General features: G+C 68.7%; 15 protein-coding genes. All 15 read right to left on the reverse strand.

What is annotated here, in order from left to right; translation table 11 throughout:
* Positions 1 to 110 precede the first annotated feature (110 nt).
* The 15 genes from ACH4YL_RS08185 to thrB all read right to left on the reverse strand — a co-directional run bounded on the left by ACH4YL_RS08185 (position 111) and on the right by thrB (position 14,863).
* The gene (locus ACH4YL_RS08185) at positions 111 to 926 is read right to left on the reverse strand and encodes a F0F1 ATP synthase subunit delta (protein WP_398505977.1); all 816 of its coding nucleotides are present in this window, start codon (positions 924 to 926) and stop codon (positions 111 to 113) included.
* Positions 923 to 1,471 (reverse strand): F0F1 ATP synthase subunit B, encoded by a 549-nt coding sequence (locus tag ACH4YL_RS08190; RefSeq protein WP_398505979.1) that lies wholly within the window; start codon positions 1,469 to 1,471, stop codon positions 923 to 925. Before ACH4YL_RS08190 ends, ACH4YL_RS08185 begins: the two co-directional genes overlap by 4 nt.
* Positions 1,472 to 1,521: 50 nt before the next feature.
* Positions 1,522 to 1,752 carry an ATP synthase F0 subunit C gene (atpE, locus tag ACH4YL_RS08195; protein ID WP_137993321.1) on the reverse strand — a complete coding sequence of 77 codons (231 nt, stop codon included), beginning with the start codon at positions 1,750 to 1,752 and terminating at the stop codon, positions 1,522 to 1,524.
* Positions 1,753 to 1,833: 81 nt separating this feature from the next.
* On the reverse strand, positions 1,834 to 2,646 hold the full coding sequence (gene atpB, locus ACH4YL_RS08200; RefSeq protein WP_398505981.1) for a F0F1 ATP synthase subunit A: 813 nt from the start codon (positions 2,644 to 2,646) through the stop codon (positions 1,834 to 1,836).
* A 225-nt stretch (positions 2,647 to 2,871) separates the two neighbouring features.
* Positions 2,872 to 3,309, reverse strand: a complete 438-nt coding sequence (locus ACH4YL_RS08205; protein ID WP_398506623.1) for a hypothetical protein — start codon at positions 3,307 to 3,309, stop codon at positions 2,872 to 2,874.
* Positions 3,310 to 3,571: 262 nt separating this feature from the next.
* Positions 3,572 to 4,924, reverse strand: coding sequence for an MraY family glycosyltransferase (locus ACH4YL_RS08210; RefSeq protein WP_398505983.1), 1,353 nt, complete (start codon positions 4,922 to 4,924; stop codon positions 3,572 to 3,574).
* A 94-nt stretch (positions 4,925 to 5,018) separates the two neighbouring features.
* Positions 5,019 to 6,284, reverse strand: a complete 1,266-nt coding sequence (gene glyA / locus ACH4YL_RS08215; RefSeq protein WP_398505985.1) for a serine hydroxymethyltransferase — start codon at positions 6,282 to 6,284, stop codon at positions 5,019 to 5,021.
* A 118-nt stretch (positions 6,285 to 6,402) separates the two neighbouring features.
* Complete coding sequence (locus ACH4YL_RS08220) at positions 6,403 to 7,047, reverse strand: protein-tyrosine-phosphatase (RefSeq protein WP_398505987.1); 645 nt, start codon at positions 7,045 to 7,047, stop codon at positions 6,403 to 6,405.
* Positions 7,044 to 7,691, reverse strand: a complete 648-nt coding sequence (locus ACH4YL_RS08225) for an L-threonylcarbamoyladenylate synthase (RefSeq protein ID WP_398505989.1) — start codon at positions 7,689 to 7,691, stop codon at positions 7,044 to 7,046. Before ACH4YL_RS08225 ends, ACH4YL_RS08220 begins: the two co-directional genes overlap by 4 nt.
* A 37-nt stretch (positions 7,692 to 7,728) precedes the next feature.
* The gene (gene prmC, locus ACH4YL_RS08230) at positions 7,729 to 8,574 is read right to left on the reverse strand and encodes a peptide chain release factor N(5)-glutamine methyltransferase (RefSeq protein ID WP_398505991.1); all 846 of its coding nucleotides are present in this window, start codon (positions 8,572 to 8,574) and stop codon (positions 7,729 to 7,731) included.
* Positions 8,575 to 8,598: 24 nt separating this feature from the next.
* On the reverse strand, positions 8,599 to 9,678 hold the full coding sequence (prfA, locus tag ACH4YL_RS08235) for a peptide chain release factor 1 (RefSeq protein WP_398505993.1): 1,080 nt from the start codon (positions 9,676 to 9,678) through the stop codon (positions 8,599 to 8,601).
* A gap of 159 nt (positions 9,679 to 9,837) precedes the next feature.
* Positions 9,838 to 10,062, reverse strand: coding sequence for a 50S ribosomal protein L31 (gene rpmE / locus ACH4YL_RS08240; protein WP_398505994.1), 225 nt, complete (start codon positions 10,060 to 10,062; stop codon positions 9,838 to 9,840).
* 160 nt (positions 10,063 to 10,222) lie between these two features.
* Positions 10,223 to 11,326, reverse strand: a complete 1,104-nt coding sequence (locus ACH4YL_RS08245; protein WP_398505995.1) for an LCP family protein — start codon at positions 11,324 to 11,326, stop codon at positions 10,223 to 10,225.
* 179 nt (positions 11,327 to 11,505) lie between these two features.
* Positions 11,506 to 13,551 carry a transcription termination factor Rho gene (gene rho / locus ACH4YL_RS08250; protein WP_398505997.1) on the reverse strand — a complete coding sequence of 682 codons (2,046 nt, stop codon included), beginning with the start codon at positions 13,549 to 13,551 and terminating at the stop codon, positions 11,506 to 11,508.
* A 391-nt stretch (positions 13,552 to 13,942) separates the two neighbouring features.
* Positions 13,943 to 14,863: a homoserine kinase gene (gene thrB / locus ACH4YL_RS08255; protein ID WP_398505999.1), complete on the reverse strand. Its 921-nt coding sequence runs from the start codon at positions 14,861 to 14,863 to the stop codon at positions 13,943 to 13,945.
* Between the last annotated feature and the right edge of the window lie 347 nt (positions 14,864 to 15,210).

A 15,210-nucleotide genomic window follows, 5' to 3' on the forward strand; every position in this document is an offset into this window, starting at 1 on the left:
GGGCCCGAAGTTTCTTAAGGGGGTCTGGGGGCGACCCCCAGGAATCTTCTGCAATTTCTGCACGGCCCAACCGGGCCGCTGTTACTGCTTGTTCAGTTGGTGGCGGCTGATCAGCCGGCCATGCGGCGGGACGCCTCGTCGAGACGGTCCGCGATGGTGCCGTTGATGACCTCGTCGCCGACCCGCACCGAGATCCCGCCGAGGACCTCGGGGTCCACGTCGAGGTTCAGGTGCATCTCGCGGCCGTACATCCTCGTCAGCACCGCGCCGAGGCGCTGCTTCTGCTGGTCGGTGAGCGGTACCGCCGAGACGACGACCGCCACCATCCGGTCCCTGCGCGCCGCGGCGAGCTTGGACAGGGACTCGAGTCCCTGTTCCAGGCTACGTCCACGGGGCTTGGTAACAAGACGGACGACCAGACGCTCGGTGGCCGGATTGGCCTTGCCGCCGAGCAGGCTCCGCAGCAGCTCGCCCTTGGCGGACGAGCTCGCGGTCTTGTCGGTCAGCGCCGAACGCAGCCCGGTGCTGGACGCGACGATCCGGCCGAACCGGAACAGCTCGTCCTCGACGTCGTCGAGCGCACCGGCCCGCTGGGCCGCGGTGAGGTCGGCGGTGGCCGCCAGCTCCTCGATCGCGTCGACCAGGTCGCGCGACCGCGACCAGCGGGAACGGACCATGCCGGAGATCAGATCGACGGCCTCGCCGCCCACCTGACCGCCCAGCAGGCGCGTCGCCAGCTCGGCCTTGGCCTCGCCGGCCTGCGCCGGGTCGGTCAGAACCCGACGCAGCGACACCTCGCGGTCGAGCAGCGCGGTGACGGCGGCCAGGTCCTCGGCGAGCTTCGCCGCGTCGACGGACGTGTTGTCCGTCAGCGCGTCGAGGGACTCACGTGCGGTGGCCAGTGCCTCGCGGCTCGCTCCGTTCATCGCGCGGCCTCGGCCTTCTCCTCGAGCTCGTCGAGGAAGCGGTCGATGGTCCGGCTCTGCCGGGCGTGGTCCTCGAGGGACTCACCCACGAGCTTGCCGGCCAGGTCGGTGGCGAGCTTGCCCACGTCCTGGCGCAGTGCCGCGGACGCGGCCTTGCGGTCGGCCTCGATCTGGGCGTGGCCGGTCGCGATGATCTCTTCACGCTGCCGCTGGCCTTCCGCCTTCATCTCCTGGATGATCGCGGTGCCCTGCTCGGTCGCCTCCTGGCGCATACGAGCGGCTTCGTGGCGGGCCTCGGCGAGCTGAGCCTTGTACTGCTCGAGCACGCTCTCGGCCTCGATCTTGGCCGCATCGGCCTTCTCGATGCCACCCTCGATGGCCTCACGGCGCTCTTCCAGAACCTTGTTGATGTTCGGGAGAAGCTTCTTTGCGAGGAAACCGAAGACGATGACGAAGGCGATCAGGCCGATGATGAGCTCGTCGGGATGCGGGATGAGAGGAGGCTGCTCCTCCGCCTCCGCCGCAAGCAGGAACAGAGCGTTCACATCAGTGCCTTCCGTGAAATGGTGGGGCTGTCGTCCAAGCCGAATCCGGCTTAGTAGACGAAGCCCATGACGATGCCGATGAGGGCGAGCGCCTCACAGAAGGCGAAACCCATGATCTGGTTGGTACGGATCAGACCGGCCGCCTCGGGCTGACGCGCGAGGGCCTGGGTGCCGTTACCGAAGATGATGCCGACGCCGACGCCGGGGCCGATGGCCGCAAGGCCGTAACCGATGGAAGCGACGTTACCTTCGACCGCGGCAAGGGTCTGGAGAGCGGACATGCCGGTTCTTCCTTCTCTTTCAAGGACCCGGTGGGGGTTGGCCACCGGACGACTGGTTGGAGGTGGGCGGGTGGGGCTGACTCAGTGGTGCTCGGCGAGCGCGCCCTGGATGTAGCTGCAGGCCAGGAGGACGAAGACGTACGCCTGGACGGCCTGGATGAAGAGCTCGAAGCCGGTCATCACGATGACCATCACGAACGAGGTGCCGGCGTAGACGACGCCGATGCCGTTGAGCAGGTACCAGCTGGCGATCGTGAACATCACGATGAGCAGGTGACCGGCGAACATGTTCGCGAAGAGCCGGACCGCGTGCGTGAACGGCCGGATGATCAGGTTCGAGAAGAACTCCAGGAACACGATCAGCGGCAGGATCGGGCCGAGCGACTTGTCGTAGCCGGTGATGTTCTTCCAGCCGCCGACAAATCCGTGCTTCTTGAAGGTCAGGCTCACCCAGACCACGTACACGATCAGGGCGAGTGCCGCCGGGAACGCGATGAGCGACGTCACCGGGAACTGGGCGAGCGGAATGATCGACCAGAGATTGAGCATCCAGACGAAGAAGAAGAGCGACACCATCAAGGGGACGTACTTCTCACCGTCCTTCTTGCCGATGATCTCGTAGACGATTCCACGGCGGACGAAGTCGTAACCGGCTTCGCCGATCATCTGGATCTTGCCCGGCACCAGCTTCGGCTTGTTGAAAGCCGCCCAGAAGAATCCGACGACCACGGCGGTGCCCAGGAAAGCAAGCAGCATCGGCTTGCTGAACTCGAAGCCGCCCACCGTGAACAGGGGCTCGTACATGAACGTATGGAGACCCGGGGCCGGGAAGCCACAGCCGGAAAAGATCTGGCAGTTCGCATCAAAGGCGAGCATCTGGGGGTCAGCACTCACCGCGGGCTCCTTCAGCGTGGCGCATGTGTACGGCAACCTCGTTGTGTCGGCGCGGCGCGCAGCCGCGGTTCGGCACTGGACTGGTGTAACGGATGTGGGGGCGGCTGGCAGGCAGTGAGCCTCGCGCATGTGCAGGCGTCAGCTCAGATGCCCGCGCCCGCAGTGCCGCAGTTGGAACCGGACGATAGCAGGAACCCGAACGGGCGCTTATCCCGGCCCTACCCTTCACGTCGAAGACCCCGTCTTCTCGGGCTTTTCACCCTTCGCGGCATCAGGATCCACATAGAGGATCTTGGCCTTCATGTACGCACGGGCCTGTGCGGCGACCCACACGACGGTCGTGGCGACAATCGTGATGGCGAAGGCCTTGGGGTTGAACAGCGTGGTGTCCTTGAACGCCGCCACGAAGATGAACAGCAGCAGAATCTGTGCTGTATAGAGCATCAGCCCCATGGCCTGGAACAGATGCGGCAGCGATTTGGCCGTCCGCTGGAGCACGACGATGCCGATTCCCATGAAGAGGATGACCACCAGAGTGCCGACGGCGGCGCCGATCGCTCCCTTGCCGCCGGCGACCCCCGCGCTGATCGCAACGGCGACAGCGCCGGCGACAGCTGTGGGCACGGCGGTGTGAAGGAGAGTCCGGACGTCATTGGTCGGCATGGCGGCAGCTCCGCTTGCTGGTGGGGGCAGTGGTGTCGTCATGGACGAGCGTAATCCCGGTCCGAGATGGGCCTCGGCGGCCAACAGACCGTCGCACCACGGTCTTTCGGCTCTGTCTCCGGGTCTCGTGAACGGTATCACAAACTATTTGAATAGGTCTTTACCCGGGAGTGTGCCAACCATCACACATGAGAGCTAACGCGCGCGTGTGTGCACGACAGCTCGCCGCTATGTCTGGTAATGGGCGACAAAGCGCGACACGTCAGCCGCGCGTGCCGGCCTTCCGGCGGTCCGGGAAGCGCGAACGGGGGCCCACCGCGGTCGCCCCGTTGACGCCGTTGACGCCCACCGCGACCGGGGCACGCTCCTCGTGCTCCTCCTGCGCCGCATCCGCCTCGTACGCGAGCGAGTCGGGCACCAGCTGCGACCGCACCTTGCGGCGGCGGTAGCGGGGCGGGACGAACGCCTCCGCCCAGCGCGGCGCCCGCGGCGTGAACCGCGGCAGCAGCAGAAGCACCAGGCCGACCGCGCTCAGCCCGACGATCAGCATCACGATCCACATCGACGCCGAGTGCACCGAGTACGCGACGACGCCGAAGGCGATCAGCGCCGACCAGAAGTACATGATCAGCACCGCGCGGCTGTGCGAGTGGCCGATCTCCAGGAGCCGGTGGTGCAGATGGCCGCGGTCGGCCGCGAACGGCGACTGGCCGTTCCACGTACGCCGGACGATCGCCAGCACCAGGTCGGCGACCGGGATCGCGATGATGGTCAGCGGCAGCAACAGCGGGATGAAGACCGGCAGGGCGGCGTGCGTGGCCTCGCGGGTGCTGCCCTCGAAGATCTTCAGCGCGTCCGGGTCCACCTGGCCGGTCACCGAGATCGCGGCCGCGGCGAGCACCAGGCCGATCAGCATCGAGCCGGAGTCGCCCATGAAGATCCGGGCCGGATGCATGTTGTGCGGCAGGAAGCCGAGGCACATGCCCATCAGGATCGCGGTGAACAGCGTTGCGGGGGCGGCCGCTTCGATCATGTACCCGAACCAGATCCGGTACGAGTAGAGGAAGAAGGCCGCGGCGGCGATGCAGACCATGCCGGCGGCCAGGCCGTCCAGGCCGTCCACGAAGTTCACGGCGTTGATGGTGATGACGACCAACGCGACGGTGAGCAGCGTGCCTTGCCACTGGGTCAGCGAGACCGTGCCGACGCCGGGAACGGGGATCCACAGGATCGTCAGACCCTGCATCACCATCACACCGGCGGCGATCATCTGGCCGCCGAGCTTGATCAGGGCGTCGATCTCGAACTTGTCGTCGAGGACGCCGATGATCCAGATCAGGGCCGCGCCGGAGAGCAGCGCGCGCGGTTCGTTGGACAGCTCGAAGACGCTGTTCAGGTTCTGCAGATGGTCGGCGACCAGCAGACCGGCGCACAGGCCGAAGAACATGGCGATGCCACCGAGGCGCGGTGTCGGCTCTCGGTGGACGTCACGGGCACGGATCTCCGGCATCGCGCCGGTCGCGATGGCGAACTTCCGCACCGGACCGGTCAGCAGATAGGTCACCGCCGCCGTGACACAGAGCGTCAGCAAGTAATCACGCACGGGCTGCCCCACAGGAATCGCTGGCCATCTCAGCCCCACACCCTAGCTCTGGTAGCCCCATGGTTGAGGACATACGGGTGCCTGCGATGGTTGCACTCGCTTCCGGCTACCCCTGATAAGGGGGAAATCTACCGGCCAGTTCGCGTACTTCCGTACGTACCTTCCGTGCCTCCTCTCCCTCGCCACGGATCGCCGCCGTGAAGAGGGCGGCGATCCGCGCCATCTCGGTCTCGCCCATGCCCTGCGTGGTGACGGCCGCGGTGCCGAGCCGGATGCCGCGCCCGTCGCCGTACGGCAGCGCACAGGTGTCGAGGACCAGTCCGGCGGCCGCGAGCCGGCCCCTGGCCGTCTTGCCGTCGAGACCCAGCGGAGCGGGATCCGCGCTGATCAGATGGGTGTCGGTACCGCCGGTGAGGATCGCGAAGCCCTCCCCCGCGAGCCCGTCGGCCAGCACACGGGCGTTGGCGACCACCTGATGCGCGTACGCCGTGAAGGCCGGTGTCGCCGCCTCTCCGAAGGCGACCGCCTTGGCGGCGATGGTGTGCATCTGGGCGCCGCCCTGGGTGAAGGGGAACACCGCGCGGTCGATGCGCTCGGCGAGCTCGGAACCGCACAGGATCATCCCGCCGCGCGGTCCGCGCAGCACCTTGTGTGTAGTGGCGCACACCACATCGGCGTACGGGACGGGGTTTGGCGCGGCGCCGGCGGCGATGAGGCCCATCGGATGCGCGGCGTCCGCGATCAGATACGCACCGACCTCGTCGGCGATCTCGCGGAAGTGCGCGTAGTCGGGGTGGCGCGGATAGGAGATCGAGCCGCAGACGATCGCCTTGGGCCGGTGCTGGCGGGCGAGGTGGCGCACCTGTTCGTAGTCGATGAGTCCGGACTCGGCGTCGAGGCCGTATCCGACGAAGTCGAACCAGCGGCCGGAGAAGTTCGCGGACGAGCCGTGGGTGAGATGGCCGCCGTACGCAAGACCCATGGCGAGGACGGTGTCGCCGGGCTTCAGCAGCGCCGCGTACGCCGCGAGGACCGCGGAGGAGCCGGAGTGGGACTGCACGTTGGCGTGCTCGGCGCCGAAGAGTGCGGTGGCACGCCGGACGGCGATCTGCTCGGCGGCGTCGACGAGTTCGCAGCCGCCGTGGTGGCGGGCGCCGGGATAGCCCTCGGCGTACTTGTTCGCGAGCGGCGAGCCGAGGGCGGCGAGGACGGCCGGCGAGGTGAAGTTCTCCGCGGCGATGAGCTGCAGGCTGTCGCTCTGCCGGGCCAGCTCGCCGAGGATCACCTCGGCGATCTCGGGGTCCTGACGGCGCAGGGCATCGACGTCCGCGGGCGCCGCGGAGGCGGCGTGGGGTGCAGTGCTGACCGGCATCTTGGGCTCCGGGCCTCGCGTGGAGTTGCGGCTCCTCCAATGTAGGCCGGGGGGTGCGGGTGTGCCCGGTGTAACGGGGGGTTCGGGTGCCTCGGGGGCGGAGAAGCCCGCAGACGGCCTACTTGCGCGCCGAGATGCCCGTCAGGGCCGTGACCACCGGGTCCAGCGCCTGGTTGATCTCGTCGCCGATCGAGCGGAAGAACGTGATCGGCGCACCGTACGGGTCGTAGACCTCGTCCGCGTCCGGGCTCGGCGCCAGCAGCCAGCCGCGCAGCGCGGCCGCCGCGCGGACCAGGGCGCGGGCCCGTGCGACCACGCCTTCGCGCGGGTCGGGCAGGGTCGCCGGGTCTATCGCCCGTACGAGCCGGGTGAACTCCTTCAGCGTGAAGGTGCGCAGACCCGCCGAGTGGCCCATCGAGATGACCTGCGCGCGGTGGTCCCTGGTCGCGGTGAGGACCAGGTCCGCGCGGATCACATGCTCGTCGAGCAGTTCACGGCCGACGAAACCCGTCGCGTCGGCCCCGAAGTCGGCGAGGACGACCTCCGCGTTCGCCTCCATCGGGGCGCCTTCGTGTCCCCACGTGCCCGCGCTCTCCACGATCAGCCCGCCCGTCATCCGGTCGCCGAGCCGGTCGCTCAGGGCATGACGGGTCAGCCGCTCGGTGATCGGCGAGCGGCAGACGTTGCCTGTGCTGACGTGGAGGATTCTGAACGTGTCGCCCGTGGCGGCCGCACCTATGCCACGCCCCTCAGGGGCAGTCAATTGGCCACCTCGAGGTCGGGTACGACTTTGCGGAGCTCGTCCGCGTCGAGCGCGCCCGCCCGCAGCAGGACCGGAACCTTGCCGGTGACATCGACGATGGAGGACGGCACGATGCCCGGCGTCGGCCCGCCGTCGAGGTAGACGGAGACGGAGTCGCCGAGCATTTCCTGCGCCGCGTCGCAGTCCTCGGGCGCCGGGTGTCCGGTGAGGTTGGCGCTGGAGACCGCCATCGGGCCTACCTCGGTGAGGAGTTCGATCGCGACGGGGTGCAGCGGCATGCGGATCGCGACGGTGCCGCGGGTGTCGCCGAGGTCCCACTGGAGCGACGGCTGGTGCTTGGCAACCAGCGTCAGCGCGCCCGGCCAGAAGGCGTCGACCAGTTCCCAGGCCTGCTCGGAGAAGTCCGTGACGAGGCCGTGCAGCGTGTTCGGCGAGCCGATGAGGACGGGCGTCGGCATGTTGCGGCCGCGGCCCTTGGCGGCCAGCAGGTCGGCGACTCCCTCGGAGCTGAAGGCGTCGACACCGAGCCCGTAGACGGTGTCGGTGGGCAGCACGACGAGCTCTCCGCGGCGGACTGCGGACGCGGCCTCGCGCAGGCCGGTCGTACGGTCGGTCGCGTCATTGCAGTCGTATCGCCGAGCCATTACAGGGCCTCCTCGTACACGTACTGGGTCGGGGTGGTCACGGCATCGCCTTGCGGGCGGTGGCGAAGCGCGGCCGCTTGTTCAGGTCGGGATGGTCGGCCGCGTCCGCCCAGCCGGACTCCTCGCTGAAGATCCACGGCACTTGGCCGCCCTGGGTGTCCGCGTGCTCGATGACGACGAGGCCGCCGGGCCGCAGCAGCCGGTGGGCGGTGCGCTCGATGCCGCGGATAGTGTCGAGCCCGTCCTCGCCGGAGAAGAGGGCCATTTGCGGGTCGTGGTCACGTGCTTCGGGCGCGACATACTCCCACTCGGTGAGCGGGATGTACGGCGGGTTGGAGATGACGAGGTCGACCTGGCCGTCCAACTCCGGGAGCGCGGTGAGGGCGTTGCCCTGGTGGATGGTGACGCGGGAGCCCTCGGCGTTCTTGCGGGCCCAGCCCAGCGCGTCCTCGGAGAGTTCCACGCCGTGCACGCGCGAACGCGGCACCTCCTGGGCCATGGCGAGCGCGATGGCGCCGGAGCCGGTGCACAGATCGACGATGAGCGGCTCGACGACATCCATGGCGCGTACGGCGTCTATGGCCCAGCCGACGACCGACTCGGTCTCCGGACGGGGCACGAAGACGCCGGGGCCGACCTGGAGTTCCAGATATCGGAAGAACGCGCGCCCGGTGATGTGCTGGAGCGGCTCACGGGCCTCGCGGCGGGCGACGGCCTCCCAGTAACGGGCGTCGAAGTCCGCGTCCTTGACGTTGTGCAGCTCGCCCCGCTTCACGCCGTGCACGAACGCGGCGAGCTCCTCCGCGTCGAAGCGCGGTGAGGGCACGCCGGCGTCGGCCAGCCGCTGGGTGGCCTGGGCCACCTCGGATAGCAGCAGGTTCACGCGGGTCCTCCGGGACTTCTTGGGCTACTGGGCGGCGGCGAGCTTGGCGGCGGAGTCGGCGTCCACACAGGCCTGGATCATGGCATCGAGATCGCCGTCGAGCACTTGGTCCAAGTTGTACGCCTTGAATCCGACGCGGTGGTCCGAGATTCGGTTCTCCGGGAAGTTGTACGTACGGATCTTCTCGGAGCGGTCGACGGTACGGACCTGGCTGCGGCGCGCGTCCGCGGCTTCCTTCTCGGCCTCCTCCTGGGCCGCGGCCAGCAGCCTGGAGCGCAGGATACGCATTGCCTGCTCCTTGTTCTGGAGCTGGCTCTTCTCGTTCTGGCAGGAAGCGACGATGCCGGTGGGCAGATGCGTGATGCGCACCGCGGAGTCCGTGGTGTTGACGGACTGCCCGCCGGGGCCGGACGAGCGGTAGACGTCGATACGCAGATCGTTGGCGTGGATCTCGACGTCGATCTCCTCGGCCTCCGGCGTGACGAGGACGCCGGCCGCGGAGGTGTGGATCCGGCCCTGGGACTCGGTGGCGGGCACCCGCTGCACGCGGTGCACTCCGCCTTCGTACTTCAGACGTGCCCAGACGCCCTGTCCCGGCTCGGTGGCGCCCTGGCCGCCCTTGGTCTTCACGGCGACCTGGACGTCCTTGTAGCCGCCCAGCTCGGACTCGGTGGCGTCGATGATCTCGGTCTTCCAGCCGACGCGCTCCGCGTAACGCAGATACATCCGCAGCAGGTCGCCGGCGAACAGCGCCGACTCGTCGCCGCCGGCGCCGGCCTTGACCTCGAGGATGACGTCCTTGTCGTCGCTGGGGTCGCGGGGCACGAGCAGCAGGCGCAGCTTCTCGGTGAGCTCCTCGCGCTGCTTCTCCAGCTCCTTGACCTCGGCGGCGAAGTCCGGGTCGTCGGCGGCGAGTTCACGAGCGGTGAGGACGTCGTCCCCGGTCTGCTTCCAGGAGCGGTACGTGCCGACGATCGGGGTCAGCTCGGCGTAGCGCTTGCCGAGCTTGCGCGCGTTCGCCTGGTCGGCGTGGACCGAAGGGTCGGCGAGCTTCTTCTCGAGATCGGCGTGTTCGCCGATCAGTTCCTCGACCGCCTCGAACATCGGGGGCTCCTGGTTTCGTAACGAGTACTACGGGCCGGCGCTGTGCTTTCCCGGGGACTGCGACACCAGCGGCTGACGCCGCGCGGCCCCCGGACCCCAGCGCGAAAAAACACCGGCCCCGGCCGCCAGAGGCGGCCGAGGACCGGCGCAGTGAGCTCGCTACTTCTTGGCGGAGCCGGAAGCCTTGCCGAAGCGGGCCTCGAAGCGGGCCACACGGCCACCGGTGTCGAGGATCTTCTGCTTGCCCGTGTAGAACGGGTGGCACTCGGAGCAGACCTCGGCCCGGACGGTGCCGGACTCGATGGTGCTACGGGTGGTGAACGACGCGCCACAGGTACAGCTGACCTGGGTCTCGACGTACTGGGGGTGGATGTCGCGCTTCAAGGTGTCTCCTAGTTTCGGGAGGGCACCGGGTCGTACATGCGGATTGCTCGTACGTGAACCGGGGCCGACGTACCAGTCTGCCAGGACTGGCCGCATCTCCCAAAACCGGGGTGCGGCCGGAACTATTCCCGGCGCGTAGAGGGCAGGTCCGGCGAACCGGCTACTGGCCCGCCACGACGGTGCCCGCGTCGCCCTTGTCGCCCGCCGAGTCCTTGACCGCGGACGCCGGAATCGGCAGGTCCGCCTTCAGCGCCGTCCAGACCTGCTGCGACGCGCTCTTGATCGGGATCACCCGGTTCGGGTCGACCGGGTCGTACTCCACCGGCAGCGTGATCATGTGCACGTCCTGCGCGCCGAGGCTCCCGAGGCCGCGGGCGAAGCCCATCAGCTCCGTGACGGAGTTCAGCTCGGAGTCGGGTGTGATCGCCTTGGTGGCGGTGTCGGCGACGTCCAGCAGCTTCTTCGGGTTGGAGAACAGGCCGATGCTCTTGACCTGCGTGATGAAGGCCTTCATGAACGCCTGCTGGAGCTGTATTCGTCCCAGGTCGCTGCCGTCGCCGATGCTCTTGCGGGTCCGTACGAGACCGAGCGACTGCTCGCCGTTGAGCTTGTGCGTGCCGGGCTCAAGGTTCAGATGGCTCTTGGAGTCGTTGATCGGCTTGGACGTGGTGATCTGAACCCCGCCGAGCTTGTCGATCAGCTTCTTGAAGCCGGTGAAGTCGACCTCGATGTAGTGGTCCATGCGGATGCCGGACATCTTCTCGACGGTCTTCACCGCACAGGCCGGGCCGCCGACCTCGTACGCCGTGTTGAACATGGCGCGTTTCTGGCCCGAGACGGTCCTGCCGTTCCCGTCGGAGCAGGCGGGCCGCTCGATGAGCGTGTCGCGGGGGACGGAGACGACGCTGGCCTTCTTGTGGCCCTCGTAGACGTGCACGATCATCGCGGTGTCCGAGCGCGCGCCGTCGTCCGCGCCGTACTCGGCGTTGGCGCCGGCGCGCGAGTCGGAACCGAGGACCAGGATGTCCATGGAGCCGTTGTCGACGTTCTCGGGGCGGTCGGTGCCGAGTGCCGAGTTGATGTCGACGCCCTGAAGGTTGCCGTTGAGCTTGAAGTACACGTACCCGAGGCCGGACCCGCCGACGAGCACCAGACCGGCCACGGACCACGCGGCGACGGTCATCGCCCGGTGGCCCTTGGAGGGCTGTTTACGGCGCTTGCCGCGGCTGCCTATTCGGCTGCCGCTGCTGCTCTCGTCGGCCATGGTCTCCTCAGCTCTCGCGTCTTCCGCCACCCCCGCCCGAGGTGATCAGTGCCCTTTGTCGGCACTTGGTCAGACGGGACAGCAGCGAGAAGGGTTGCACACGTGTCTGAGAACTCCTTGAGAAAGCGCACAGGCCCACCGCGCTCGGCACGGTGGGCCTGTGGACGTCCGGACCAGGCTCAGTCGTTGCCGTTTCCGCCTGCGGACGGCGTGGTCTTCTGGATCTGAAGCAGGAACTCCGCGTTCGACTTCGTCTGCTTCATCTTGTCCAGGAGCAGCTCGATCGCCTGCTGCTGGTCGAGGGCGTGCAGCACCCGACGCAGCTTCCAGGTGATGGCGAGCTCGTCGCTGCCGAGCAGGATCTCTTCCTTACGGGTGCTGGACGCGTCCACGTCCACCGCCGGGAAGATGCGCTTGTCCGAGAGCTTCCGGTCGAGCTTGAGCTCCATGTTGCCGGTGCCCTTGAACTCCTCGAAGATCACCTCGTCCATGCGCGAGCCGGTGTCGACCAGCGCGGTGGCCAGGATGGTCAGCGAGCCGCCGTCCTCGATGTTGCGCGCCGCGCCGAAGAAGCGCTTCGGCGGGTAGAGCGCGGTCGAGTCGACACCACCGGACAGGATGCGTCCGGAGGCGGGCGCCGCGAGGTTGTACGCACGGCCCAGGCGGGTGATGGAGTCCAGCAGGACGACCACGTCGTGACCCAGCTCCACGAGACGCTTGGCGCGCTCGATGGCCAGCTCGGCGACGGTGGTGTGGTCCTCGGCCGGGCGGTCGAAGGTCGAGGAGATGACCTCGCCCTTGACCGACCGCTGCATGTCGGTGACCTCTTCCGGACGCTCGTCGACCAGGACGACCATCAGGTGGCACTCGGGGCTGTTGACGGTGATCGCGTTGGCGATCGCCTGCAGGATCATGGTCTTGCCGGTCTTCGGCGGGGCCACGATCAGGCCTCGCTGGCCCTTTCCGATCGGCGACACGAGGTCGATGATCCGGGTCGTCAGCACGCCCGGGTCGGTCTCGAGACGCAGCCGGTCCTGCGGGTACAGCGGGGTCAGCTTGTTGAACTCCGGGCGGCCACGCCCGGATTCGGCCGCCATGCCGTTCGCCGAGTCCAGGCGGACCAGCGCGTTGAACTTCTCGCGGCGCTCGCCCTCCTTCGGCTGCCGCACGGCGCCGGTGACGTGGTCACCCTTGCGCAGACCGTTCTTGCGGACCTGAGCGAGCGACACGTACACGTCGTTCGGGCCCGGCAGGTAGCCGGAGGTCCGGATGAACGCGTAGTTGTCGAGGATGTCCAGGATGCCCGCGACGGGGATCAGGACGTCGTCCTCGGAGACCTGAGGCTCGTTGGGACCGAACTCCTCGCGGCCACGACGGCCACGGCGGTCGCGGTAACGGCCGCGGCGTCCACGCCTGCCGCCCTCGAAGTCGTCGTCCTCGTCCTGGCGGGGACCGCCCTGACCGCCCTGAGCGCCCTGCTGGCCGCCCTGGCGCTGCTGGCGCTGACCGCCCTGCTGCTGGTCGTCGCCCTTGCCGCCGCGGCGGTCGCGCTGGCGGTCGCCGCGGTCACGGCGGTCGCCGCGCTGTCCGCGCTCCTGGCGGTCCCGGCGGCCCTCACCGTCCTGGGAGGCGCCGACGGCGGTCTCGGCCTTGGCGTCGGGCTGCGCTTCCGTCTTGACGTCCACGGCCGTGTCCGTACGCGCCTCGGCGCGGGCCTCGGTCTGGACGTCCGGGCTGCCCGCCTGCGCGGTGGCCCGACGACGGCGGCGTTCACCGGCCGGCTGGTCGTCGCTGGCCGGCTGGCCCGGAATGTCGATCTGCTGCTGGGCCACGGCCTTCTCGGCCTTGTCCTCGGCAGCGGCGGCAGCGTCGCCCGTACGCGCCTTGGACGTGGCGCGGCGCTTCGGCTTGGTCTCGGCCTCGGCGGTGCCCGCTTCGGCGCTCTTCGGCGCGGACGAGCCGGCGCCCGACTTGGCCGCGGAGGATCCGCTGCCGGCCTGCGCCTCCTTGATGACCTCGATCAGCTGGCTCTTGCGCATACGCGCGGTGCCCCTGATGCCGAGGCCGGACGCGACCTGCTGCAGCTCGGCCAGGACCATGCCCTCGAGGCCGGTGCCGGATCGGCGGCGCCGTGAGGTGGTGCCAGAGGCAGCACCTGCGGCGGGCGCGGCGGTGTCGACGCTGGAGTCGGCAGTCACGCCCATCAGATCGGTGGTGTCGCTCACGAAGGGTCCTTCCCTGGAGCGGACGTCGGCCTTCTGGCTCGGCGACCGGTTGTGCTGTCCGACGGCGGTCTGTGATCTTGCGTATCGCAGTCCGTGCCGGGGCGGTGGTCCCGCCGGTGATGACGGCGGAAGAGATTTACGTGCAAAGTCCGGCCCGAGGTTCCCCCTGCTCGGCCCACTCCTGGCAAAGCGAGGGGTGTCGTGCCGGTTCCGGAGCGTGCTCAAAACTGCTCAGGCAGGCTGCTCAGGCAGTTTGGGGAGGCTCCCGGAAGAATGTTGGTCCCGATGGGGGACACGAAGCACCGCGCCACAAAGACGTCGGGTGCAGACTTGAGGTTAACACTACCGGCTCCAACAAACATTCCCCCTCTCCCTCACCGGCAATCTCGTGTCACTGCGGGGCCAGCGGCAGAACGCTCGCGCCCGCGGCGTCGAAGGTGAGCCGGTTGGCCGCCCACCCCTCGCCCGCCAGCCGTGCGACCTTGTCGGCCGCACTGTCCTCGGCCAGCGCGAGCACCGTCGGGCCCGCACCGGAGATGACTGCAGGGACGCCGTCCGCGCGCAGTCGGTTCACAAGGTCGATGCTCTGCGGCATCGCCGGGGCCCGGTACTCCTGGTGGAGCCGGTCCTCCGTGGCGGGCAGCAGCAGCTCAGGACGCCTGGTCAGCGCCTCGACGAGCAGAGCGGCACGGCCGGCGTTGGCGGCGGCGTCCACATGGGGGACGGTACGCGGCAGAAGTCCGCGCGCCGTCTCCGTGAGCACCGGGTTGCCGGGCACGAAAACCACCGGAACGATCGAATCTGCCGGATCCATCCTGATGGCGCGGGCCGCTCCCCCGTCGGTCCAGGCGAGCGTGAAGCCGCCCAGCAGACAGGCGGCGACATTGTCGGGGTGCCCCTCGATCTCGGTGGCGAGCTCCAGCAGCGCGGCGTCGTCGAGCTTGGCGTCGCCGCCTATGGTCACCGCGCGGGCGGCGACGATCCCGGCACAGATGGCCGCCGACGAGGAGCCGAGGCCGCGTCCGTGCGGGATGCGGTTGGCGCAGACGACCTCGAGGCCGCGCGGCTGCCCGCCGAGCAGGTCGAAGGCCGTACGCAGCGCGCGTACGAGGAGATGGCTCTCGTCACGGGGCAGCGTGTCCTGGCCTTCGCCGGCGATGTCGATGTGCAGGCCGGAGTCCGCGACCCGGACGACGACATCGTCGTACAGCCCCAGGGACAACCCGAGGGCGTCGAAGCCCGGGCCGAGATTGGCGCTTGTGGCGGGGACGCGCACCCGGACGGCGGCGGCGCGGAACGCTGGACCGGCCATCGCTCGATGACTCTCCTTGGTTCTGACTGCGTGGTTCTGACTGCGAGATTCGAGAGGTGTGAAGACCCGTGGGCCGTAACGGCAGCAACACCGCGGCATATGCGGCGGGGCGGGTTCAGTACAGCCTATCGAAGGAAGGTTCAGTGGCGACATAGGGCGCACAGGAGGCGCACGATGCGTGTCGCAAGCCTCCTGTGCCCCTACGTACGCCGATGTCCGGCTTGCCTTGCTTCCCCAAGGGGTACAGCGCATTCCGCAGGCGCTGCACCCTGGGACCGTCAAGGGCTGAGGCCCGATCGCGGGCGGCATTTTTGGCCATCCCTCAAGCGGGGCTCGAGCCCGGGTGG

It is taken from the genome of Streptomyces sp. NPDC020681 (assembly GCF_044334895.1).
In the GTDB taxonomy this organism is placed as follows: Bacteria; Actinomycetota; Actinomycetes; order Streptomycetales; family Streptomycetaceae; genus Streptomyces.

Bases quoted from the DNA above. Each gene is read 5' to 3' on its own strand.
- ACH4YL_RS08185 (WP_398505977.1), bottom strand. From the start codon at position 926: ATGAACGGAGCGAGCCGCGAGGCACTGGCCACCGCACGTGAGTCCCTC.
- atpE (WP_137993321.1), bottom strand. From the start codon at position 1,752: ATGTCCGCTCTCCAGACCCTTGCCGCGGTCGAAGGTAACGTCGCTTCC.
- ACH4YL_RS08205 (WP_398506623.1), bottom strand. From the start codon at position 3,309: ATGCCGACCAATGACGTCCGGACTCTCCTTCACACCGCCGTGCCCACA.
- glyA (WP_398505985.1), bottom strand. From the start codon at position 6,284: ATGCCGGTCAGCACTGCACCCCACGCCGCCTCCGCGGCGCCCGCGGAC.
- ACH4YL_RS08225 (WP_398505989.1), bottom strand. From the start codon at position 7,691: ATGGCTCGGCGATACGACTGCAATGACGCGACCGACCGTACGACCGGC.
- prfA (WP_398505993.1), bottom strand. From the start codon at position 9,678: ATGTTCGAGGCGGTCGAGGAACTGATCGGCGAACACGCCGATCTCGAG.
- ACH4YL_RS08245 (WP_398505995.1), bottom strand. From the start codon at position 11,326: ATGGCCGACGAGAGCAGCAGCGGCAGCCGAATAGGCAGCCGCGGCAAG.
- thrB (WP_398505999.1), bottom strand. From the start codon at position 14,863: ATGGCCGGTCCAGCGTTCCGCGCCGCCGCCGTCCGGGTGCGCGTCCCC.